The 21,499-nt window shown below is 41.3% G+C and carries 17 protein-coding genes and 2 riboswitches; of the genes, 14 read left to right on the top strand and 3 right to left on the bottom strand.

Annotated elements, in window-relative coordinates; translation table 11 throughout:
* Positions 1-77: 77 nt before the first annotated feature.
* On the top strand, positions 78-1,217 hold the full coding sequence (locus MKX97_RS15295) for a zinc-dependent alcohol dehydrogenase (RefSeq protein ID WP_342536383.1): 1,140 nt from the start codon (positions 78-80) through the stop codon (positions 1,215-1,217).
* A 156-nt stretch (positions 1,218-1,373) separates the two neighbouring features.
* Here MKX97_RS15295 and mgtE read toward each other — a convergent pair whose 3' ends face one another.
* Positions 1,374-2,366: a magnesium transporter gene (mgtE, locus tag MKX97_RS15290; protein WP_342536381.1), complete on the bottom strand. Its 993-nt coding sequence runs from the start codon at positions 2,364-2,366 to the stop codon at positions 1,374-1,376.
* A 231-nt stretch (positions 2,367-2,597) separates the two neighbouring features.
* Positions 2,598-2,764, bottom strand: a riboswitch (M-box (ykoK) riboswitch).
* Positions 2,765-3,231: 467 nt separating this feature from the next.
* Between mgtE and ahpC the strand changes: the two genes are divergently transcribed.
* From ahpC to MKX97_RS15270, 4 genes are all read left to right on the top strand, one after another.
* On the top strand, positions 3,232-3,801 hold the full coding sequence (gene ahpC / locus MKX97_RS15285; RefSeq protein ID WP_221838132.1) for an alkyl hydroperoxide reductase subunit C: 570 nt from the start codon (positions 3,232-3,234) through the stop codon (positions 3,799-3,801).
* Positions 3,802-3,813: 12 nt separating this feature from the next.
* On the top strand, positions 3,814-5,343 hold the full coding sequence (gene ahpF, locus MKX97_RS15280) for an alkyl hydroperoxide reductase subunit F (protein ID WP_342537519.1): 1,530 nt from the start codon (positions 3,814-3,816) through the stop codon (positions 5,341-5,343).
* Between the two features lie 350 nt (positions 5,344-5,693).
* Positions 5,694-7,340 (top strand): catalase, encoded by a 1,647-nt coding sequence (locus tag MKX97_RS15275; RefSeq protein WP_342536380.1) that lies wholly within the window; start codon positions 5,694-5,696, stop codon positions 7,338-7,340.
* Positions 7,341-7,577: 237 nt separating this feature from the next.
* Positions 7,578-8,129 carry a biotin transporter BioY gene (locus tag MKX97_RS15270; RefSeq protein ID WP_009498800.1) on the top strand — a complete coding sequence of 184 codons (552 nt, stop codon included), beginning with the start codon at positions 7,578-7,580 and terminating at the stop codon, positions 8,127-8,129.
* A 92-nt stretch (positions 8,130-8,221) separates the two neighbouring features.
* Here MKX97_RS15270 and dapA read toward each other — a convergent pair whose 3' ends face one another.
* Positions 8,222-9,106 (bottom strand): 4-hydroxy-tetrahydrodipicolinate synthase, encoded by an 885-nt coding sequence (dapA, locus tag MKX97_RS15265; protein ID WP_040759873.1) that lies wholly within the window; start codon positions 9,104-9,106, stop codon positions 8,222-8,224.
* A 120-nt stretch (positions 9,107-9,226) separates the two neighbouring features.
* Positions 9,227-9,405: riboswitch (Lysine riboswitch) on the bottom strand.
* 510 nt (positions 9,406-9,915) lie between these two features.
* On the opposite strand from dapA, the gene MKX97_RS15260 reads away from it, so the two are divergent.
* The 5 genes from MKX97_RS15260 (at position 9,916) to MKX97_RS15240 (ending at position 15,023) form a co-directional block, all read left to right on the top strand.
* Positions 9,916-10,932, top strand: a complete 1,017-nt coding sequence (locus MKX97_RS15260; RefSeq protein ID WP_342536379.1) for a TRAP transporter substrate-binding protein — start codon at positions 9,916-9,918, stop codon at positions 10,930-10,932.
* Between the two features lie 194 nt (positions 10,933-11,126).
* Entirely contained in the window at positions 11,127-11,633 is a 507-nt protein-coding gene (locus MKX97_RS15255; protein ID WP_009498797.1) for a TRAP transporter small permease, read from the top strand.
* Entirely contained in the window at positions 11,630-12,910 is a 1,281-nt protein-coding gene (locus MKX97_RS15250) for a TRAP transporter large permease (protein ID WP_221838136.1), read from the top strand. Before MKX97_RS15255 ends, MKX97_RS15250 begins: the two co-directional genes overlap by 4 nt.
* 30 nt (positions 12,911-12,940) lie before the next feature.
* Positions 12,941-14,029: a histidinol-phosphate transaminase gene (hisC, locus tag MKX97_RS15245; RefSeq protein ID WP_342536378.1), complete on the top strand. Its 1,089-nt coding sequence runs from the start codon at positions 12,941-12,943 to the stop codon at positions 14,027-14,029.
* A 10-nt stretch (positions 14,030-14,039) separates the two neighbouring features.
* On the top strand, positions 14,040-15,023 hold the full coding sequence (locus MKX97_RS15240; RefSeq protein WP_342536377.1) for a C-terminal binding protein: 984 nt from the start codon (positions 14,040-14,042) through the stop codon (positions 15,021-15,023).
* 2 nt (positions 15,024-15,025) lie between these two features.
* Here MKX97_RS15240 and MKX97_RS15235 read toward each other — a convergent pair whose 3' ends face one another.
* Positions 15,026-15,913, bottom strand: coding sequence for a LysR family transcriptional regulator (locus MKX97_RS15235; protein WP_009498793.1), 888 nt, complete (start codon positions 15,911-15,913; stop codon positions 15,026-15,028).
* Positions 15,914-16,059: 146 nt separating this feature from the next.
* On the opposite strand from MKX97_RS15235, the gene hutU reads away from it, so the two are divergent.
* The 4 genes from hutU (at position 16,060) to MKX97_RS15215 (ending at position 21,484) form a co-directional block, all read left to right on the top strand.
* Complete coding sequence (hutU, locus tag MKX97_RS15230) at positions 16,060-17,700, top strand: urocanate hydratase (protein WP_221838141.1); 1,641 nt, start codon at positions 16,060-16,062, stop codon at positions 17,698-17,700.
* Positions 17,701-17,707: 7 nt separating this feature from the next.
* Positions 17,708-18,970 (top strand): helix-turn-helix domain-containing protein, encoded by a 1,263-nt coding sequence (locus MKX97_RS15225; protein WP_342536376.1) that lies wholly within the window; start codon positions 17,708-17,710, stop codon positions 18,968-18,970.
* A 225-nt stretch (positions 18,971-19,195) separates the two neighbouring features.
* Positions 19,196-20,341 (top strand): CoA transferase, encoded by a 1,146-nt coding sequence (locus MKX97_RS15220; protein WP_342536375.1) that lies wholly within the window; start codon positions 19,196-19,198, stop codon positions 20,339-20,341.
* Positions 20,342-20,347: 6 nt separating this feature from the next.
* Positions 20,348-21,484: an acyl-CoA dehydrogenase family protein gene (locus tag MKX97_RS15215; RefSeq protein WP_009498789.1), complete on the top strand. Its 1,137-nt coding sequence runs from the start codon at positions 20,348-20,350 to the stop codon at positions 21,482-21,484.
* Positions 21,485-21,499 lie beyond the last annotated feature (15 nt).

Here is a 21,499-nt window from a genome sequence, read left to right as displayed (position 1 = left end):
GGGGAAAGTATGCAGGTGCTTGGTACGTATAGATCTTTAATGAAAGGGAAGCTTAAATTGAATGGAGGCGAGACAGTATGAGGGCAGTGACATTTCAAGGAGCGAAAGATATTCAAGTGAAAAAAGTGGAGGCTCCTAAAATTGAAAAGCCGGATGATATTATCGTTCGGATTACTTCTACAGCAATTTGTGGATCGGATTTGCACATCTACCTGGGCGCAATGCCGGCACATAAAGATTATGTCATAGGGCACGAACCTATGGGAGTCGTCGAAGAAATTGGGCCAGGCGTGGTGAAGGTGAAGAAGGGAGATCGTGTCATTATTCCTTTCAACTTGTCCTGCGGGGAGTGTTTCTTTTGCCAACATGACATGGAGAGTCAATGTGACAATTCCAATCCGAATCCTCACGTGGACACAGGTGGTTTTCTAGGATTCACAGAGCGTTATGGAAATTATCCGGGCGGGCAGGCGGAGTATTTGCGTGTACCGTACGGAAACTTTATTCCTTTCGTTGTTCCTGAGAGCTGCGAGTTGCCGGATGAATCACTCTTATTCCTATCTGACATCATGCCAACTGCGTATTGGAGTGTGGAGCATGCCGGAGTGAAAAAAGGAGACACTGTCATTATTCTTGGTTGCGGACCGGTTGGACTTCTTACTCAAAAGTTTGCGTGGCAAAAAGGCGCAGAGCGGGTCATTGCGATTGATCATGAGTCCTACCGACTCGAGCACGCCGTTCGAACAAATAAAGTGGAAGCGTTTAACTTTGATGAGATGGATGAAATCGGCAATCATATGAAGGAATTGACACGTGGTGGAGCAGATATCGTCATCGATTGCGTCGGTATGGATGGCAAGAAAAACGTCCTAGAGAAGGTGGGACAAAAGATGAAACTGCAAGGCGGTACGACGAGTGCGATCGAAATCGGACTGGAATCTGTCCGTAAGTTTGGAACCATTCAGCTGACAGGTGTGTATGGATCTCTGTATAATGCTTTTCCGCTCGGTAAGATTTGGGAACGAAACGTAACATTGAAAATGGGTCAAGCTCCAGTCGTTCATACAATGCCGTTGCTTTTTGAGCAAATTACTTCAGGTAAATTTGATCCGACGGACATCATAACTCATGTTGTACCACTTGACGATGCGGCGGATGCCTACCAAAAGTTTCACGATCACGAAGATAATTGTATAAAAGTGATATTAAAACCGTAATATTTTGAGTGGCTTAATGAAAACCCTTCATGAGTGTGTAAACGAACAATTGATTTACAGATAAGCAGAATGATTTTTTAGACATCAGTGAGAGGCAACAGATCCCTAAACAATTTAGAACCTTTAATGGATCTGGTGCCTCTCACTAAGTTTTTTTCACATTAGTTTCGAAATGAACATGGTCGCGATGCCAAAGTAGATGAGAAGCGACAAAATATCATTAATGGTTGTGATAAGCGGACCTGATGCTACGGCAGGATCGACTTTGAATTTGTAAAGAAGGAGCGGGATAACCGTTCCTGCAAGTGTCCCGATTATAAGTGTGGCAAGAAGTGATGAGCCGACGACAAGACCAAGCGTCAAACTCCCCCGCCATACAAAGGCAATGATTGCGATAACAATCGCACATGTAATGCCTATAATAATCCCAACAATCAATTCTCGAAATAAAAGCTTCATCGACTTATTAAACGTAATATCCTCTGAAACAAGACCGCGGACAACAACAGCGAGTGACTGTGTTCCTGTATTTCCGGTCATCCCGGCAATCATCGGCATGAAAAATGCCAGTGCAACAACCGCCTCTAATGTAGCTTCAAACCTTTCAATAATACCACCTGATATAAGACCGATGAATAGTAATAAAACAAGCCAGGGCAATCTTCTCCAAGCGGCAACGAAAGGATTCGTCCGAAAATCGATTTCTTTCCCGGAAGCAGAAAGCTTGCGGATATCTTCATCAGCTTCCTGCTGAATTACATCTAAAATCTCTTCAACGTGGATAACACCGATTAGTTGGTTTGCACGATTGACGACAGGAATCGATACGAGGTCTTTATCACGGAAAACTTTTGCCGCCTCCTCTTGGTCTAAATCGGTTGGAAACGAAATGATATCTGTCTCCATAATGTTTGTTATCCATTCATCATCTGAAGCGCCAAGTAGTTCGCGGATGGATAATACACCTATCAGTTGACTGTCCGAATTAAGGATATACAAGTAGTGGATATTTGTTCTTCCTTGTACGTTTTTCCGAAGATGGGAAATAGCATTCTCAGCTGTATACGTATCTTGAAGGGCGATAAACCCTTCTTTCATAAGTGTGCCGGTCGTTTCGTGTTTGAAAACGCCATTCGTCATGTTGTTCATGATGTGGGCCTCCTTAGTCCGTCCACTTCCGCACGAGATGAGGGGGAGTGGACGTATTCTCTTTAATTTTCAATTCTTTGGATCTTAACCAACTGGGGGGTTCTGAGCTCGTCGGACTACACATCCCCATCACCTCCTTTCATGAATAGCGTCTAGCTGTTGATTCCTCGAAAAATGAAAAAACACCCCTCTACGAAAGAAGGGTGTTCAATAGAAAAACAATATCATCAAATAAACCCTCTTCGTAGAGCTTTAGCACTATATGGCATAGGATGATATCATCCAGCTACATTAAAAACTACCTTAGGTCGATAGTTCCTGTTGACCCATTGGTGTCTTTCGACATTTCTGGGCAGTAGCGTATCTCCATATAGGAGCCTCACCTAACGAGGAATCCTAACTTCAATTATCAATTGCAAACCCACTATACAGGCCATTCAATGCTTTGTCAAACCAAGGCGGGCTTTTACTCAATATGGTACTAGGTTACTGCTTAGTTAAAAAATTAATATAGACCTTTCATTAGGGGAAGGGAATATTCCCCGAACAATAATTCAGCATGTTAATTGAGAAATCGAAGGTTGAAATAAATACATTCCTTTCAGTTTAGAGATCTTGAATAATGGATTATTATGTAGTCCGATGTAACATTGTGTCTCATTATTGGCGTATTAACACAGTTTTCCGAATTGCCGAGAGTATTATTATTGACAATGAATAGAGTTTATATAATAATGAGTATGTAATTAGAATTATTATAGTTAAGCAGTGATAGTTGGAATTTAATTATTACTGTAGTTTAGGGCGCGATGAAATGTCCTAAACTAACTATACAAAAAAACACAACACATAGGAGGAATTTTTCATGTCTTTAATTGGAAAAGAAATACTTTCATTCAATGCATCAGCGTACAATAGTGGTACTGGCGAGTTCATCGAGGTCTCTGAACAAAATCTTAAGGGTCAGTGGAGTGTCGTTTGCTTTTACCCAGCAGACTTTACATTCGTTTGCCCAACTGAATTAGGAGATCTTCAAGATCAATATGCGACACTTAAAGAACTTGGTGCTGAAGTATATTCTGTTTCAACAGATACGCATTTCACACATAAAGCATGGCATGATCACTCAGATGCGATTAGCAAACTTGAATATATTATGATCGGTGATCCTTCTCAAACAATTTCACGCAACTTTGATGTGTTGGATGAAGCAGCAGGTCTAGCACAACGCGGTACATTCATTATTGATCCAGATGGCATTGTCCAAGCAGCTGAAATCAATGCAGACGGAATCGGTCGGGATGCAAGCATTCTTGTTAATAAAATCAAAGCAGCACAATATGTTCGCAACAATCCAGGTGAAGTTTGCCCGGCTAAATGGAAAGAAGGCGAAGAAACACTTAAGCCTAGCCTAGACCTTGTAGGTAAAATTTAAGGAGTAGATTTAATAATGCTTGATGCAGATATTAAAGCACAATTAGCCCAATATCTTGAAATGATGGAGGGAGATGTGCTGCTAAAAGTTAGTGTGGGAGAAGACAAGGTTTCGCGTGAAATGGCGTCATTAGTGGATGAATTAGCCACTATGTCCTCCCGCATTAAAGTAGAAATGGTGGATTTGGAAAGAACACCAAGCTTTAGCGTCAATCGGATCGGTGAAGATACGGGCATTACGTTTGCCGGTATCCCACTGGGACACGAATTCACTTCATTAGTTCTTGCTCTATTGCAAGTGAGCGGCAGAGCTCCGAAAGTAGACGAGAAAGTAATCGAACAAGTGAAAAATATCGAGGGCGAGTATCACTTTGAATCATATATCAGTTTGAGCTGTCAAAACTGTCCAGAAGTTGTACAAGCACTTAATGTTATGAGTGTGTTAAACCCGAATATTACTCATACGATGATTGATGGCGCAGTGTTTAAAGAGGAAGTCGAAAGTAAAAACATTCTGGCTGTCCCAACGGTATACTTGAACGGAGAACCGTTCTCGAGCGGCCGTAAATCACTAGAAGAGATTCTAGCGGAGATGGGAAGCGGGCCAGATGCATCAGAATTCGCTGACAAAGATCCATTTGATGTACTAGTTGTTGGTGGTGGACCTGCTGGCGCAAGTGCTGCAATTTATGCGGCGCGTAAAGGTATTCGTACGGGTATTGTTGCCGATCGTTTCGGTGGTCAGATTCTTGACACGGCTGCGATCGAAAACTTCATTAGTGTGAATCGCACGGAAGGTCCTAAGCTTGCCGCAAGTCTTGAAGAGCACGTCAAAGATTATAATATTGATGTGATGAATTTACAGACTGCAAAACGCTTGGAAAAGAAGGACCTCATCGAAATCGAGCTAGAAAACGGTGCTGTTCTAAAAAGTAAATCCGTTATTCTTTCAACAGGAGCCCGTTGGCGTAATGTCGGCGTCCCTGGCGAAGCTGAATTCAGAAATAAAGGGGTCGCATACTGTCCACACTGTGATGGACCTTTGTTTGAAGGCAAAGACGTTGCTGTCATCGGCGGAGGGAACTCCGGTATCGAGGCCGCAATTGACCTAGCCGGAATTGTGAACAAAGTAACCGTTCTTGAATTCGCATCTGAGTTGAAGGCTGATTCTGTTCTGCAAGAGCGTCTGTATAGTCTTCCGAATGTAACGGTTCACAAGAATGTTCAAACGAAAGAGATTACAGGAACCGACAGTGTGAATGGTATTACGTATATTGAACGTGACTCAGGTGAGGAGAAGCACATCGAACTAGCGGGTGTATTTGTTCAAATCGGTCTTGTACCGAATACAGATTGGCTAGGCGATGCAGTTGAACGCAATAAATTCGGCGAAATCGTTGTCGATAAGCGTGGGGCTACGAATGTGCCTGGAGTATTTGCTGCAGGAGACTGTACGGATAGTGCGTACAAACAAATCATTATTTCAATGGGATCGGGAGCGACGGCATCTTTAAGTGCGTTCGACTATCTAGTCCGGAATTAATGAATGGGTATGAACCATCGTATGGTTTGAAACGATACAAAGAGGAACAGGTCGAAATTGACCTGTTCCTTTTTGGTTTGTTTTTTATCAGTGAACCCACTGTCAAAAGCAAAAGAGAGTAGACACACTAAAAAAGTCCATATAAGAGTGAAAAATGCAAGTGAGAGAATTATAGACTTGTATGCAGGAGGGATAGTTGTCAAGATAATCCACGGTAAATAGGTATCCTGAAAATGCTTTCTCAGTGTTTGTAATCTTTGCAGATAGGGTAACATAGTACTAATACTGGTTACTAACGGTATGTTGCTTTTGTGCGCTTGATTTACAACATTTACAGAGGAGGTATTCTGTTGGGAAAAGGTAAAGACAATGAGAAGCAGAATGGGCAAGAGGTAAAGCGCGAAACCCTTACGACGCGGCAAGGGCATCCAGTTGTAGATAATCAAAATATACGTACGATTGGAGACCGTGGTCCAGCTACATTGGAGAATTACCACTACATCGAGAAGATCTCTCACTTTGATCGTGAAGAAATCCCTGAACGTGTCGTACATGCTCGGGGCAGTGGCGCGTTCGGTTATTTTGAGACATATGGAAAAGCTGGAGATGAACCGGTAGAGAACTATACACGTGCCAAAGTATTTTCGGGAGCCGGTAAACGGACCCCGGTTCTCGCGCGCTTTTCAACGGTCGCTGGTGCAAAGGATTCCCCTGAAACGGCTCGGGATCCACGAGGTTTTGCGGTAAAGATGTATACCGAAGACGGTAACTGGGACTTGGTCGGCAATAATTTAAAGATTTTCTTCGTCCGCGATGCGATGAAATTCCCAGATATGATCCATGCATTTAAAGCGGATCCTGTTTCCAATGTGCCACACCCGCAACGAATGTTTGACTTCGTTTCACGCTCGCCGGAATCGATTCATATGATTACCTTCTTGTTCTCGCCGTGGGGTATTCCAGCAACATATCGTCACATGCAAGGCTCCGGAGTCAACACGTATAAGTGGGTCAATGATAAAGGAGAAGCTGTTCTTGTGAAATATCACTGGGAGCCGAAACAGGGAATCCGCAACTTGACACAGGAAGATGCGAATGCCATTCAAGCAAAAAATGTTGGACATGCGACACAGGATTTGCATGAAGCGATAGAGCGCGGAGACTATCCTGAATGGGAAATGTTTGTACAGATTATGGAGGATGGCTATCATCCTGAACTTGACTTCGACCCGCTCGATGATACAAAACTTTGGCCTGAAGATAAATTTCCATGGCTGCCAGTTGGGCGTATGGTACTCGATCGTAATCCGGAAGACTTCCATACGGATATTGAACAAGCTGCATTTGGCACAGGAGTATTAGTAGATGGCATGGATTTTTCGGATGACAAGATGCTGCAGGGCCGTACATTTTCCTACTCCGATACACAGCGTTACCGGGTAGGAACCAATTACTTGCAGCTACCTGTGAACGCGCCTAAAACAGCAGTCCGAACTAATCAGCAACGCGGTCAAATGGATCACCGCGACCCGCGTGAATCAGGTGAAAATCCACATATCAATTACGAACCATCTATGCTTGGCGGATTTAAGGAAAATGGTGCAGAACGACCTCCGCATCGACCAACATATAACGCAGCTGCAATGAGCGCACCGATTGACCGTCCGAATAATTATGGCCAGGCAGGCGAAACGTTTCGTAGCTTTGAAGAGTGGGAACGAGAAGAATTAATTAAAAACCTATCGGACGCACTCGCTGTTTGTGATCCAAGCATTCAAGACGCAATGGTGGAGCATTTTACGAAGGCAGACGAGAACTATGGCCGTCTTGTAAAAGAAGGCATTGACCAGAAAATGAAGGAACTGAAGGAAATGTTGGCAGAGCAAACCATTCCAGGACGTGAATCCGGACAGTCGAAATTTGGACAAGGCACGCCTGAAGCAAAAGAGGCTGTTGAAGACGCAGTAGAAAAAGGACATGAGGCAGACCCTTATTAAGCTGCCAAACCAGTATCGCCCTTATCTCTCTTCCCCTGAGAGATAAGGGTTTTTTAAATTCAGGAAAATTCAAATGTCAATGTTTGTAGGCATTGCCGCAAATCTTAAAACAAAAAAGAATAGCCTTACAACCGGTATTTTATTAATGAAAAACAATTGACATACAAATTTATGTAATATAAAATAATTGTCAACCGAGTGGTTTTATTAGTTGACTAAAGTAGGGGGATACTGGGAATGACAGATTCAAGATCTAAACTTCAAATGATGATTGTCACTGCATTATTTGCGGCAATTATTGGGGTAATGGCACAGCTGACCATTCCGCTGCCGTTGGTTCCGATTACCGGGCAAACATTGGCAATTGGTTTGGCTGCAACGATTTTAGGTTCTCGTTATGGAACTATTTCAGTGCTTGTTTATTTAGCGATGGGTGCGGTAGGAATTCCTGTGTTTTCAGGGATGTCTGCAGGATTAGGTGTCGTTTTTGGTCCGACAGGTGGATTCCTCGTTGGCTTTATTCCGGCTACATTCATTATGGGGTATTATATGGAACGCACTAGTTTTTCTTTTGGACAGGCCATGATTGCAAATGTTATTGGAATGTTCATCACGTTGTTCTTCGGAACAGTTTGGCTGAAATTTATAGCTGAACTTTCTTGGACTGCTGCATTTATGGCAGGATTTGTACCGTTCTTAATTGGCGGGTTCATCAAAGCGTTTCTTGCTGCATGGGCAGGGATATTGATACGTGGTCGATTAATGGCTAATCGGTTATTGCTTGCTTAAAGTGAATAAGGTACCAAGTTCGCAGAAGGATCTGGATACATTGCGAACTTGGTACCTTTTATTGGGTTTCAGCATAATTGCAGAATTTACTTTTAGAAAGTTATTTCCTCATGGATAGCTAAAACTTGCTTTAAAGATTTTAGCTGTGAGTCAGGTAAAGGGAGTATAGGCAAACGTACGCCCCCGACAGGTACCCCTTTTAAGTTTAATGCCGCTTTAACAGATGATGGGTTCGGTGCGGCAAAGAGTTCTTTCATGATTGGCAGAAGACAGCGGTGTTCGTTGGCTGCTTCCTGGACGTTGCCATTTTTGAAATGGTTGATCATCGTTTGCATTTCATTGCCGATCACGTGTGCAGACACGGAAACGACTCCTGTTCCGCCGATTGCTAGTACGGGAAGTGTTAGTCCATCATCACCGCTATATAAGGAGAAGTCCTTAGGCGTATGGTCAATGATCTCAGCCATCGTATCTAAATTTCCGCTCGCTTCTTTGACAGCAACGATGTTCGGAATTTCGGCTAGTCTGATGATCGTCTCTGCACTCATGTTGACAGCACTGCGTCCAGGAATATTGTACAGCATAACTGGCAGTGAAGTAGCTTCTGCAATTGTCTTGAAGTGCTGATACATGCCTTCTTGACAAGGCTTATTGTAATAAGGCGCAACGAGCATGATCGCATCGACTCCGGCGTCCTCCGCTTGTCTTGTCAGTTCAATTGATTCTCTCGTGTTGTTTGTACCTGTTCCAGCAATGACTGGTGCTCTTCCACCGGTCACTTCCACGGTGAACTTGAATAGCTCCACTTTTTCTTCGTTCGTCAACGTAGGCGATTCTCCCGTTGTACCTGAAACGACCAGACCATCCGATCCATTGGCAAGTAAATGATTGATCAAGTTTTTGGTAGCGGCAAAGTCAATTTCTCCTCGTCCATCAAACGGAGTTACCATAGCAGTTACAATTTGTCCAAAATTCATCTTTTCTCCACATCCTATCTTTTTATTAAAAAACATAGAGGGTGGAGGGCGGGTAAGTCATTGAACGCAAAAAGCAGCAACGAGGGGCTCGTTACTGCTTTGAAATAATGAATTATTTCTTTGCAAGATAGCCCTCCATATAGTCGCCTATATGACAATTCTGCACTTGTTCAGCCCAGAACCAGCTTCGAGACAATGAGAATCCCTTCCGCTTCGGCAAATTCCCCTTTCCACAATCTTCATAGGATCTCATCATCCTCGAATTGTGTACTGATGGTTTTTGCGCCTCTATCCTTACTTCGAAGGTTTCGAAATAAGTGAATGTTTAATTACTACCACTCTACCTGTTATCTAATGCAATTGCAACTTAAACTTATTGAAACTATAAATGCTGAATCTTATAGAGATTTTTGATGTTCTTTTTTGTCTTTATAAATGCTAAAGATTTATTTTCGTGAATAACTTTTTATCAAAAATCAACGATGCTTAAGTTGGTAGTGATGGTATAGCTTTCCTATATATAATCTAAAAAGTTAGATAACGCATAGTTAAATGCTATAACCTTATATACAAAAGTTATTTGTAATGTTTAGACTATTAAAATATACTTACAATAAGATGATGATGTGGTAATAAAAGTTTTTTAGTGTATAAAAATAAATAGGGGGTTAAGGGACTAAGGTTGAACTTCATTATCTTGAGGCCGAAAATGTAAGCGGTTAAATTGTCTGAATCGACATCTCGTATTAATTTTTCGTTTTATTTTTTTAAAAGTTTAGTAGTTTTAAAAACTATTAGGGGGTAATTACATGATGAAGAAAATCTTGATGTTTGCAATAATGGCATTCGCTCTTATTATTGCTGGTTGCGGAGATTCTGGCGACACAGCCGAGGGTGCTGAAAATGGATCCTCAGATAAAAAGTACAAGATGACTATTTCTAACTCAGTTGAAGAAGATTCTGCACTTCATAAAGGGCTGATGGAGTTTAAAAAAGTAGCAGAAGAAAAATCTGACGGAAGATTGCAAGTTGAAGTGTTTTCTAACGGAGAGCTTTACGCATCTGAAAGAGAAGCCATCGAAGCTGTGCAGGCTGGTAATATTCAAGCAGCGAGTCCAGCCACTGCACCTCTTACAAACTTCGTAAAAGAATTTATGGCTCTTGATTTCTTATTCGTATTCGATGATGTAGAAGATGCGAATAGCAAATTGGATGGTGAGTTAGGCGATCTCCTAAAAGAAAAGTTGGAGGAGAATCAGCTGAAAGGTATAGGTTGGGGCAGTGCAGGTATGACTCAGATGACTAACAACATAAAACCTATTGAGAAGATTGAAGATTTTAAAGGAATGAAACTTCGTACGATGGAAAATAACATTCACTTGGATAGCTTGAAAGAGTTGGGAGCTAATCCACAACCGTATGCATTCGGTGAATTATATTCTGCACTCCAGCAAAATATTTTTGACGGCATGCAAACGACGGCCCAATTGATCGATAGTTCGAAAATTTATGAAGTTCAGGAATATATGACAGTGATGAATCATTCATTTACAGCGGAATCACTTGTTATGAATAAAGCTTTTTACGATTCATTGCCTGAAGATCTTCAGTCTGTTGTTGATGAAGCAGGAGATGCATTTACAAAGCATGAGAGAGAAGTATCCGTAGAGTATGATGAAAAAGCAATGGAACTTTTAGAAAAAGAGCTTAAAGTAAATGTTTTACCTGATGAGACAAAAAAGGCGATTATCGAAAAGTTAAAGCCTGTTTATGACAAGTATGAAAAGGAACTTGGCCACGACATCATGGAATTAGTAAGAAACTAATATATTAATTATGCAAATTCATCCCGATTGTCAATTCTATATCGATAATCGGGAGAAATTTTAAACTAAAACATTTCGGCTGTCGTAATAGTAAGAACGCAATAATGCGTCAAGCGTATAGTAGTAAACACTCTATATAAATGCATCTAAGAGCAAGAAAGTCATGCTATATATCGAATGAGTGGAGAGGGTAAATGGTGAAGAAATTTCTACATTTCATAAAGAAATTCGAAGAGATATTTTTAATACTTACAATGGTTGCTATTTTACTTATGATTTTTAGTCAGGCTCTATTCCGTTATTTCCTAGGAAGTGGTCTGATTTGGGGTGAAGAGTTTGCAAGGTATATCCACGTTGCCCAAGTTTGGATTGGTGCAAGTTTAGCCATCAAAACAGGCGGCCATATCCGAGTAACTGTTTTTAGAGATTTACTTAACGAGAAATGGAAAAAACTATTAGATCTTTTGGCTACATTTTTATTTTTCTCGTTCATGGTATTCATCACCTTTAAAGGAACACAGTTTATTTTACAGCTGGTAGAAACAGGTCAAAAAGCGCCTTCTATGGGGATTCTTATGGCGATACCATACACGGTGATCCCTCTTGGTGCATTTTTAATGGTTCTTCGATTAATCCAGCAATTTAGAAACATTATAAAAGGCGATTTATTGGAAGAAGATATAGAGGGGGTAGAACAATGACGATAGCGGTTTTATTTATCAGTTTTTTTGTTCTCATGTTAATTGGCGTCCCCATCGCTATATCTCTTGGTGCATCCGCTTTATTTACTATGATAGTTGCTACTGATCTACCATTAGGTTCCATCGTGCAACAAGCATTTACTTCTCTCGATTCATTTTCTTTACTGGCGATTCCATTATTCATTTTAGCGGGAGTTCTAATGAGTCAAGGCGGCGTCTCAAAGCGTTTACTGCGCTTGGCGGATGTTTTGGTAGGCTACTTAACTGGTGGATTAGCTATCGGTACCGTCCTTGCAAGTATGTTCTTTGCCGCTATCTCAGGATCTGGACCTGCTACAGTAGCGGCAATCGGTTCATTTATGATCCCTTCTATGGATAAAAAAGGATACGACAAACCGTTTGCTGCAGCAGTAACAGCTACTGCTGGTTCCATCGGAGTTATTTTACCGCCGAGCATTCCGTTCATTATGTTTGGAATCGTAGGTGGAGTATCCATTGGAGGCCTATTTTTAGCAGGGATTATTCCTGGAATCTTGGTTGGGCTCGCTTTAATGTTCGTTTCATATCGGACTGCTAAGAAAAGAAATTTTCCAACAGAGGGTAAGTTCCCTACTTTCATGGAAGTTCTAAAAGCGATTAACTATGCGAAATGGGCTCTGTTGATTCCAGTAATTATTCTTGGAGGAATTTATAGTGGCTTTTTCTCTCCAACTGAATCAGCGGCTGTCGCTTGTATGTATGCACTGTTTATCGGGCTTTTTGTATACAAAGAGTTGACTTTTAAGAAATTATACAGTGTTTTCCTTGAAGCAACTCTATTAAATATTCCGGTTATTATCATAATCAGTTTCTCTATTTCTTTTGCTTATTTATTAAGTATCGAGCGGATTCCGGCAACGATTGCACAGTTCATTACCGGCATATCGGAAAATATGATCATCACCATGTTATTGGTCAGTGCATTTTTATTCGTAGTCGGGATGTTTATCGATACGATTTCGGCAGTGGTCATATTAACACCAATCCTATTGCCTGTCGCTGTGGCTGTAGGTATCGATCCGATTCATTTTGGCGTCATCATGGTATGTAACTTGGCAGTCGGCTATGTTACACCGCCACTTGGAGTCAATTTGTTTGTAGCTTCACATATTAGTAAGGTTTCAATTGAGCGGATCAGCCGCGCATTGGTACCGTTTATTATAGCGATGCTTGTTGTTATCGTAATTATTATTATGATTCCTCAACTATCAACTTTTATTCCTAATTTAGCTAAGTAACATCACAGAAGACAGGAGCTGTATTTGCACATGAGATGGAGAAATACTGTAAAAGAGATTGCCCCTTATATTCCGGGAAAATCAATCGAAGCGGTGAAAAAAGAATTACAACTGGAGCATGTGCATAGACTTGCATCGAATGAAAACCCGCTCGGCCCATCCCCGAAAGCAAAAGAAGCAATGGAGCGGGCGATCCAAGAAGTTCATTTGTATCCAGATGCATCTGCAACAAAGTTACGGGAACGGCTCGCCCAGTTGTATGCAATCCGGCCTGGACAAGTGATAACTGGCAATGGAGCAGATAATATTATTTCATTAGTAATCAGCGCCTATATCGATGAAGATGATGAAGTCGTGTACTGTAGTCCGACTTTCCCGGCGTACCGTTCCTCCACCCTATTAATGGGTGGAAAGCCGGTGGAAGTACCACTAACAGAAGAGTGGGCATATGATTTAAATGCTATACGAGAAAAAATTACTGACAAGACAAAGCTGATTTTTATATGTAATCCGAATAATCCTACAGGAACAATCGTAGAGGATTCAGCTCTTCTGCAGTTTATCCAAGAAGTTCCTGAACATGTGACCGTCGTGCTGGATGAGGCATATATCGAATATATTCGAAAAGATCAATATAAGACAGGAATCGATTACTTTAAGGCTGGCCACCCCATCATCACAATTCGAACATTTTCAAAGTTTTATGGCTTGGCGGGGTTGAGGATTGGGTATGCCATTGCATCAGAAGAACTTCTGGAACCGATTCTGCGTCTGCGCGAACCATTTGCTTGTAATCGAGTTGCGATCGAAGCAGCAGTAGCTACATTGGATGATCAAGAATTCACTGAAGAACATTATGAAATGAATGAGGCAGGAAAAGAATACTTAACTCAAAAGTTTTCAGAATTAGGATTTTCCGTGTTTCCTTCCTATACAAATTTCTTATTTGTTCATGTGAAATCGGATGCACAAAAACTATTTAATAAGCTGCAAGAAAAAGGATTGATCGTTCGCCCATGTACTCCATGGGGATTAGAACAATATGTGCGTGTGTCGATTGGGACGCAAGAGCAAAATGAACTGCTAGTGGAGATATTAAATCAATACGATAGGGAGTGAAGTTAAGCATATGACAAAGAAAAAAGTATGGATACTGGATGACGAATGGTTTTCACACGATGTAGAGATGGGGATTTACAGTGACCATGATATTGAATATAAAGTGACAAGAAGTGAAACGGTTAAAGAAGATTTGGAGTCGTTTGGAAAATATGCGGATGGAATTGTAGCACAAATCGGTTTTCCTTGTGGTAGGGACATTATCTCGGAATTGAAAAAATGTAAAATAATTGCTGCTTCTGGGGTGGGATTCAATCATATTGACATGGATGCAGCTACAGAAAAAAGAATCTATGTAACGAATATGGCTGATTATTGTATCGATGAAGTGTCTGATCACACAATTGCATTGGCATTGGGCGTAGCGAGAAGACTTCGTGCTTATAACGAACAAGTAAGAAACTTGGGATGGAATCCGCTTGATACATTACCGATCAAGCGGTTAAGAGGAAGAACAGTCGGTTTGCTTGGTTTTGGAAGAATCGCAAAGGAGGTAGCGAGGAAGTTTCAAGTATTCGGTGTTCACGTGATTGCTCATGATAAATTTGTACCGGAGGAAGCATTTGCTGAGCTTGGAGTCGAATCCGTTACACTGGATGGGCTTCTGGAACGGTCAGACATTTTAAGTTTGCACGTCCCGCTTACGGAACAAACGAAAGGTTTACTTGATTACGATCGTATGAAACAAATGCAGGAAGGTTCAATTATAATTAATACATGCCGCGGTGCAATAATCCAAGAAGAAGCATTGTCCAAAGTTATTAAAGAAGGCCATATTGCTGGCGCAGGGTTAGACGTACTGGCAGAAGAGCCGCCGAGTAAAACTCTTGATCTTCTTTATATGGATGAAGTTTTTGTGACACCGCATTCATCTTATGTATCCGTTGAATCAGAGTATGAGTTGCGTTCTCGAACTAGTTTGAATGTCATCCGGGCACTTGAAGGGGAGAGGCCGGAATTTGTACTAAATACTATTAAAGAGAAAACTGTCTAAATCTATGATTCTTTGAAGAATGTTTTTGTTATATCGACGAATTCTTCAATAACCGGAGGAAGATACCGGTTTTTAATAAAAGCAATATAGACAGTTCTTGAAAGACTTGTATCCGTCAGTTTTTTTATGGTCAATGAGGGATGGTCTGGCGTTCTAAGATAGTTTTCAGGGACAATCGTGATGCCAAGACCTTCCTCTACTAAGGCGCAAGCAGTTTCAAATCGTTCTATTTCAAAATGGATATTCGGTCTTATCCCTGACTTGCGATACTCATTTAAGATATCATCGCGCGTCTGGAAACCTTCCTTACATATGATGAATTCTTCATCTTGTAAATCGTGTATGGAAAGATTGGTTGCATCCTGCAGAGCATGTCCTTTTGGCAATAAAGCAACCAGTTTTTCATTATAAATAGGGATCATTTCAATCTCATCACTTTCAAAAAGCTGGTTCGTAATTGCGAGATGTATCTTATAATTTTTTAACGCAGTTTCTACTTGTTTTAATCCAAGTACTTCCAACAATCTGATGTGTATGTCTGGATGTGTTTTGGTGTATGAGGCAAGTACTTTCGGCAGCCAAAATCGTACTGATTCAATCAGACCAATATGTAATTCAAGTGGTCCATCCTGTTTCAATCGTATTGTTTCTTTTTGAAAGTAATTAAAGTGGTTTAGCAATTTCTTCGCTTCTTCGTATACAATCTCTCCCTCTTTCGTCAGAGAGATATTCCTCGTGTTGCGTTCGATTAATTTAATTCCGACTTGCTCTTCAATCTTTTTAATTGCAGAACTTAAAGATGGTTGTGAGATATACAGTGCTTTGGCGGCTTGTGTAAAACTTCCCTCTTCTATTAAAGTCGTGAAATATAGTAATGAACGATGATCCATCTGACAACCTCCTCACAGAACAATCTTAATCTTCTTTCTAATTATACCACATTCCCTTAAGCTATTATTGTATAGCGTAAAGTTATATATCGGGTAGGGGACAACTTCTATATAAATCAGTATTTTAAGGAAAAGGAGTGTCATTGATGTCAAACATCTTAATTTCTCCGACAGGGCATGAAATGAGCTGTAAGAGCTGGGAAATTGAAGGCTTGTTACGTCTTTTTTTAAATAGTATAGATCCACGAGTCGCAGAAAGTGGAAAAGATTTAATCGTATATGGCGGCAGAGGAAAGGCCGCACGTAATCATGAGGCGGCAAATGCGATAATTCATGAACTGAGACAGCTGAATCCTGACGAAACATTGCTAATTCAATCTGGTAAACCAGTAGGTAAATTTAAATCTTTTCCCAACTCCCCGCGAATCGTTAATGCATCTTCAGTTTTGGTTCCTCATTGGTCTACAGATGAAGAATTTAGTAAGTTAAACGAAAAAGGATTAACGATGTATGGACAATCTACAGCTGCATCGTGGGCTTATATTGGTGTTCAAGGGGTGTTGCAAGGAACATTTGAGACAATGGGCGAAATTGCGAAAAGACATTTTGACAACACATTACAAGGGAAGATTTTGTTGACTTCAGGACTTGGCGGGATGGGTGCGGCACAGCCTTTGTCTGTCACCATGCATGGCGGAGTGTGTATCATTGTGGAAATTTCTGAAGAGAAGATTAATCAGCGATTAAAGAATAATTATTGTGATATCAAAGCAGATACACTGGAAGAAGCGATCCGTTTGGCGCAAGAGGCTGTTGAAGCGAAAAAGCCATTGGCCATCGCATTGATGGGGAATGTAGCAGATCGTTATCGAGAAGCATTGAATTTAAATTTCCTGCCGGATATCGTGACGGATCAGACATCTGTCCATGATCTTCAAATGGGCTATATTCCGAGTGGATTGGATATTGAACAGGCGAAAACTCTGCGCAAAAAGAATCCAGCACTCTATTACGATTTGATTAAAGAATCATTGATTCAGCACGTAGGTGCAATGGTTACTTTTAAGGAGCGTGGGGCCATTGCTTTTGAATATGGAAATAATCTTCGCAAGCAAGCCTATCAGGCGGGTTTTGATAGGGCATTCGAGTTGCCTGGCTTCGCATCGGAATATTTACGCGCACACTATTGCGAAGGAAGAGGGCCTTGTCGCTGGATCGCCTTATCGGGTAATCCAAATGATATCTATAAAATCGATGAAGTGATTCTGGAAGAGTTTGAGGATGACAAACGTGTCTCTCGTTGGATCGAGTTTGTACAGGAGAAGATTTATTTTTATGGATTGCCTGCTCGTACCTGTTGGCTTGACTATAAGGAAAGAGAGCGCATCGGTGTGATTATTAATGAAATGGTACGTTCGGGAGAATTGTCTGCTCCCATCGCGATAACAAGAGATCACTCGGAAGGCAGTACGATGGCTGCTCCATTCAGAGAGACGGAAAATATGGCTGATGGAAGTGACATGGTTGCGGATTGGCCGATCTTAAATGCGATGTTGAATGCGAGTGCAGGGGCTTCGATGGTCAGTATCCAAAACGGCGGCGGCGTCGGCATCGGCAATTCGGTCCATTCGGGGATGACAGTCATTGCTGACGGCAGCGAAGAAGCATCCGAACGCTTGAGAAAAGTTCTGGTTGTTGATCCGGGTATGAGTATTATTCGCCATGCAGATGCAGGATATGAAGACGCCATTACCTCATTGGATAGAATAAAAATGAGCAAGAGGTGAGGTTGTTTTGCAAAATACTACGACGGTATTGAAAAGAGAATTAAGAAAGCAAAAGAGGGAAGAAGCTTACATATTACGTTCGGTTCGAGAGAGCTTGGCATACGATCTATTGCATGGGAATATAAAGAATGCGAAAGAAATTTGGGAGCGGAGTCAATTAGCCGAACTCCCACTGATCCCGAATACCGTACTCTTTCTAAGTATCGATCATTTTTCAAGGCTTGTTGAGAATAAAGGGGAGATGTGGAAGAATGCCTTGCGGGAAGAGGTTCTTCAGGCAATCCGCGAATGTAATTTACAATACGAATCCTTAAAGGTGTTGGTTACACAAGAGAAATATGCCATATTACTTGCTCTACCTGTGCAAATAGAAGAAAAAAACTATAAAGCCCTTTCAGTCGAATATGCGGAAAAAATCCGTGCAGAAATTAACCAGAAAACGGAATACACTGTAACGATTGGGATTGGAAATTATTATGAAGATGCGCGTAATTTACATCTCTCTTTTCGAGAAGGTGAGCAAGCACAAACATATCGACTTTTTTCAACAGAGAACTCTATTATCCATATTGATGACTTGGACATTTTCGAGACAACGGAATACTATGATTTTAAAGTGCGCATCCAATCGATAACGGAGAAGTTTTCATTAGGAGATATAAAAGCTGTTCTTCACAGGTGGGAAGAGATTTATGACTCAATCGTTAAACACGTCCATATCAAGCCCGAAGAATTCCGACTGCAAGTGCTAGATCTTTTATTTTCGTTGTCTAAATCTGCTATACAAAATGGGGCCAGTCCGAAAAATATGATGCCTTTACAGATCAAGCACGCAAAGGAACTGCATGATTTAGAAACATTGGCTGAAATCGATAAATGGGTCAGGACCATCATCAATGAATATAACCTGCAAGTGAACGAAGGACATAATGAACAGTCATTAAAGTCTGTTCAAGAAATACTACAATATATTGAAGAGCATTTCCAAGAAGAAATCGGACTTGAGACTGTGGCTGCACAGGTCAATTTGAGTCCGAACTATGTGAGTGCTATTTTCAAACAAACAACCGGAAGTTCGTTTAGCTATTATGTAACTGATCGCAGGATGAAAAAAGCAAAACATTTATTGGAAGATTTTAATATGACGGTATATGAAATTGCAGAGACGATCGGCTATAGTTCTTCCCAGTATTTCAGCAGGGTGTTCAAAAATCATGTTGGGATGACGCCGAGTGCGTATAGAAATAGTTTACATTCAACTAAATATTGAGGCATAGCCATTCGAGGTGTCAGGAGACCCTTTCGAATGGCTATGCCTTGTTACTCAACCTATTTCCGTTTAAAATATTGGACTTTTCATTCAGTATAGAATATTACAATAAGAAAGTGTACTATATCGTATAAATTTCTACTGTTAATAAATACACCTTTTGTTAAAGTAGAAATAAGGAAATGTAAGCGTTTTATATTTGCACTGGAAGTGAGCGTGATTTAAATGAAACAACCATTAGAAGGCATTAAGGTATTAGATTTTTCAAGAGTCTTGGCAGGACCTTATTGTACAATGCTGCTAGCCGATATGGGAGCAGAAGTTATAAAAATCGAACGTCCGGAATCGGGCGATGATACACGTCATTTCGGTCCTTTCCAAAATGGGGAAAGTGGTTATTTTATGTTTTTGAACCGAGGAAAGAAAAGTATTGAGATGAATTTAAAAGATCCTTCCGATCGTGAAAGTTTAATGAGATTAATTAAGGAAGCAGACGTCATTGTAGAAAACTTCCGCCCAGGCGTTATGAAAAGCTTGGGACTTGATTATGAATCTCTTAAAGAAGTGAATAAGGGTTTGGTCTATTGCTCCATTTCAGGATTCGGTCAATATGGTCCGCTAACAAAACGTCCAGCGTATGACCTTGTTGCACAGGCAATGGGCGGGATTGCGAGCATTACAGGCCATCCTGACAATCCGCCTACTCGGTCGGGGGCTTCCATAGGTGATATGAGTGCAGCATTATATGCAGCATACGGTGTGATGGTCGCACTATTCCACCGGGAAAGAACAGGTATTGGTCAAGCAATTGATGTTGCTATGGTGGACACGATTTTCTCTTTGCTTGAGCATAACGTCATGCGCTATACATCTGAGGGAGTAGTTCCTGAGCGTATCGGAAGCCGTCACCCGATTAGTGCACCGTTTGATGTATATGAAAGTAAGGAAGGTAGCATTGTTATTGCGACAGCAAATGATCCGTTATTCGTCAAACTGTGTAAAGTGATGAATACAGAACATCTACTGGACGATGAGCGGTTCGAGACAGATATTTTACGCGGTGAAAATGAAGCCGAATTAAAAGTGTTCATTGAAGAATGGCTTTCCAACTATACAGCAGACGAAGCAGTGGAATTGATCAGTGAAGCAGGTGTCCCTTGCTCCACCATTTTAAACATTGCTGAAATTAGTGAGAGTGACCATATTAAAGAACGAGAGATGCTACTGGAGGTTGAACACCCTGTAGCAGGAAAAACGAGAATTCCTGGAAACCCTGTGAAGTTGTCGGCAACACCTGTAAAAGTGACATCACCGAGTCCAGCTTTAGGCGAGCATAACGATATGATCAAAAATCTGATGAAAAGTGAGTGATTGTAGATGGATTTCAATTTGACAGATGAACAGAAAAGTATTCGAGATATGGTACGAGATTTTACTAGAGAAGTTATTTCCCCGAAAGCAGAAGAAATTGATCAAGAAAACCGCTTTCCAGAAGAACATATTCCCAAAATGGCAGAACTGGGTCTTCTCGGGATTGCTTATCCGGAAGAAGACGGAGGAGTAGGTGCGGATGCCATTGCGGAAGCGATCGCTGTAGAAGAAATTACGTACGGCTGTGCCGCGACAGGTTCTATTTTAACGGCGCATTACTTAGGGATTGACGGACTCTACCTTGCTGCCAACAAAGAGCAGAGAGAAAAGTATCTAGTCCCCGGTTGTCAAGGTGAAAAGCTATTCGCTTTTTGTCTGACTGAACCAAACGGTGGGACGGATGTAGGTTCCATGAAAACAAATGCTCGTCTGGATGGGGACAATTACGTTATTAACGGCTCGAAAATCTTTATCACAAACGGAGCGTATGCAGATACGCTGGTAGTGTATGCGAAAACGGATACTTCAAAAGGTACAAAAGGAATCAGCGCATTCATCGTTGAGAAAGGAACGCCTGGTCTATCCTTTGGTGCTGGTGATGATAAAATGGGGATCCGCGGCGCGAAGACCGATGAAGTGATTTTCGAAAACTGTGTTATTCCGAAAGAAAATCGTGTGGGAGAAGAAGGAGAAGGCTTCAAAATTGCCATGACAGTCGTCGACCGCGGGCGAATTGGAATTGCGGCGATGGCAGTAGGACTTTCTCAAGCTGCGTTAGACGAGGCAGTCAACTATTCGAAAGAACGTGAGGCATTTGGAAAACCGATTTCGAATTTCCAAGGTTTACAGTGGATGTTGGCGGAAATGGAAGCAGATGTTGCGGTGAGCCGCTTGTACACATATTTCTCGGCAAGTTTAAAGGATAAGGAAAATTACCGTTTGTCCAAAGAGGCTTCAATTGCAAAGTTAATTACCTCAGAAGCATCCAACCGTGTTGTCAACAAAGCAGTGCAAATTCATGGGGGCTATGGTTACATGAAAGAATACAAGGTAGAGAGACTATATCGGGATCAGCGGATATTAGAAATATTTGAAGGGACATCACAAGTTCAAAAAATGGTTATTTCCAGTTACTTAGTATAATAAAGGGAGTGTTTT

It is taken from the genome of Sporosarcina sp. FSL K6-3508, from assembly GCF_038615825.1.
Taxonomy (GTDB): Bacteria; Bacillota; Bacilli; order Bacillales_A; family Planococcaceae; genus Sporosarcina; species Sporosarcina newyorkensis.
This window is presented reverse-complemented; position numbering and strand designations above follow the sequence as displayed.

What these genes read in the sequence shown, in the direction of transcription:
- MKX97_RS15295 (WP_342536383.1), top strand. Translation starts at nt 78, where the DNA reads ATGAGGGCAGTGACATTTCAAGGAGCGAAAGATATTCAAGTGAAAAAA.
- mgtE (WP_342536381.1), bottom strand. Translation starts at nt 2,366, where the DNA reads ATGAACAACATGACGAATGGCGTTTTCAAACACGAAACGACCGGCACA.
- ahpC (WP_221838132.1), top strand. Translation starts at nt 3,232, where the DNA reads ATGTCTTTAATTGGAAAAGAAATACTTTCATTCAATGCATCAGCGTAC.
- MKX97_RS15270 (WP_009498800.1), top strand. Translation starts at nt 7,578, where the DNA reads ATGACAGATTCAAGATCTAAACTTCAAATGATGATTGTCACTGCATTA.
- dapA (WP_040759873.1), bottom strand. Translation starts at nt 9,106, where the DNA reads ATGAATTTTGGACAAATTGTAACTGCTATGGTAACTCCGTTTGATGGA.
- MKX97_RS15260 (WP_342536379.1), top strand. Translation starts at nt 9,916, where the DNA reads ATGATGAAGAAAATCTTGATGTTTGCAATAATGGCATTCGCTCTTATT.
- MKX97_RS15255 (WP_009498797.1), top strand. Translation starts at nt 11,127, where the DNA reads ATGGTGAAGAAATTTCTACATTTCATAAAGAAATTCGAAGAGATATTT.
- MKX97_RS15250 (WP_221838136.1), top strand. Translation starts at nt 11,630, where the DNA reads ATGACGATAGCGGTTTTATTTATCAGTTTTTTTGTTCTCATGTTAATT.
- hisC (WP_342536378.1), top strand. Translation starts at nt 12,941, where the DNA reads ATGAGATGGAGAAATACTGTAAAAGAGATTGCCCCTTATATTCCGGGA.
- MKX97_RS15240 (WP_342536377.1), top strand. Translation starts at nt 14,040, where the DNA reads ATGACAAAGAAAAAAGTATGGATACTGGATGACGAATGGTTTTCACAC.
- MKX97_RS15235 (WP_009498793.1), bottom strand. Translation starts at nt 15,913, where the DNA reads ATGGATCATCGTTCATTACTATATTTCACGACTTTAATAGAAGAGGGA.
- hutU (WP_221838141.1), top strand. Translation starts at nt 16,060, where the DNA reads ATGTCAAACATCTTAATTTCTCCGACAGGGCATGAAATGAGCTGTAAG.
- MKX97_RS15220 (WP_342536375.1), top strand. Translation starts at nt 19,196, where the DNA reads ATGAAACAACCATTAGAAGGCATTAAGGTATTAGATTTTTCAAGAGTC.
- MKX97_RS15215 (WP_009498789.1), top strand. Translation starts at nt 20,348, where the DNA reads ATGGATTTCAATTTGACAGATGAACAGAAAAGTATTCGAGATATGGTA.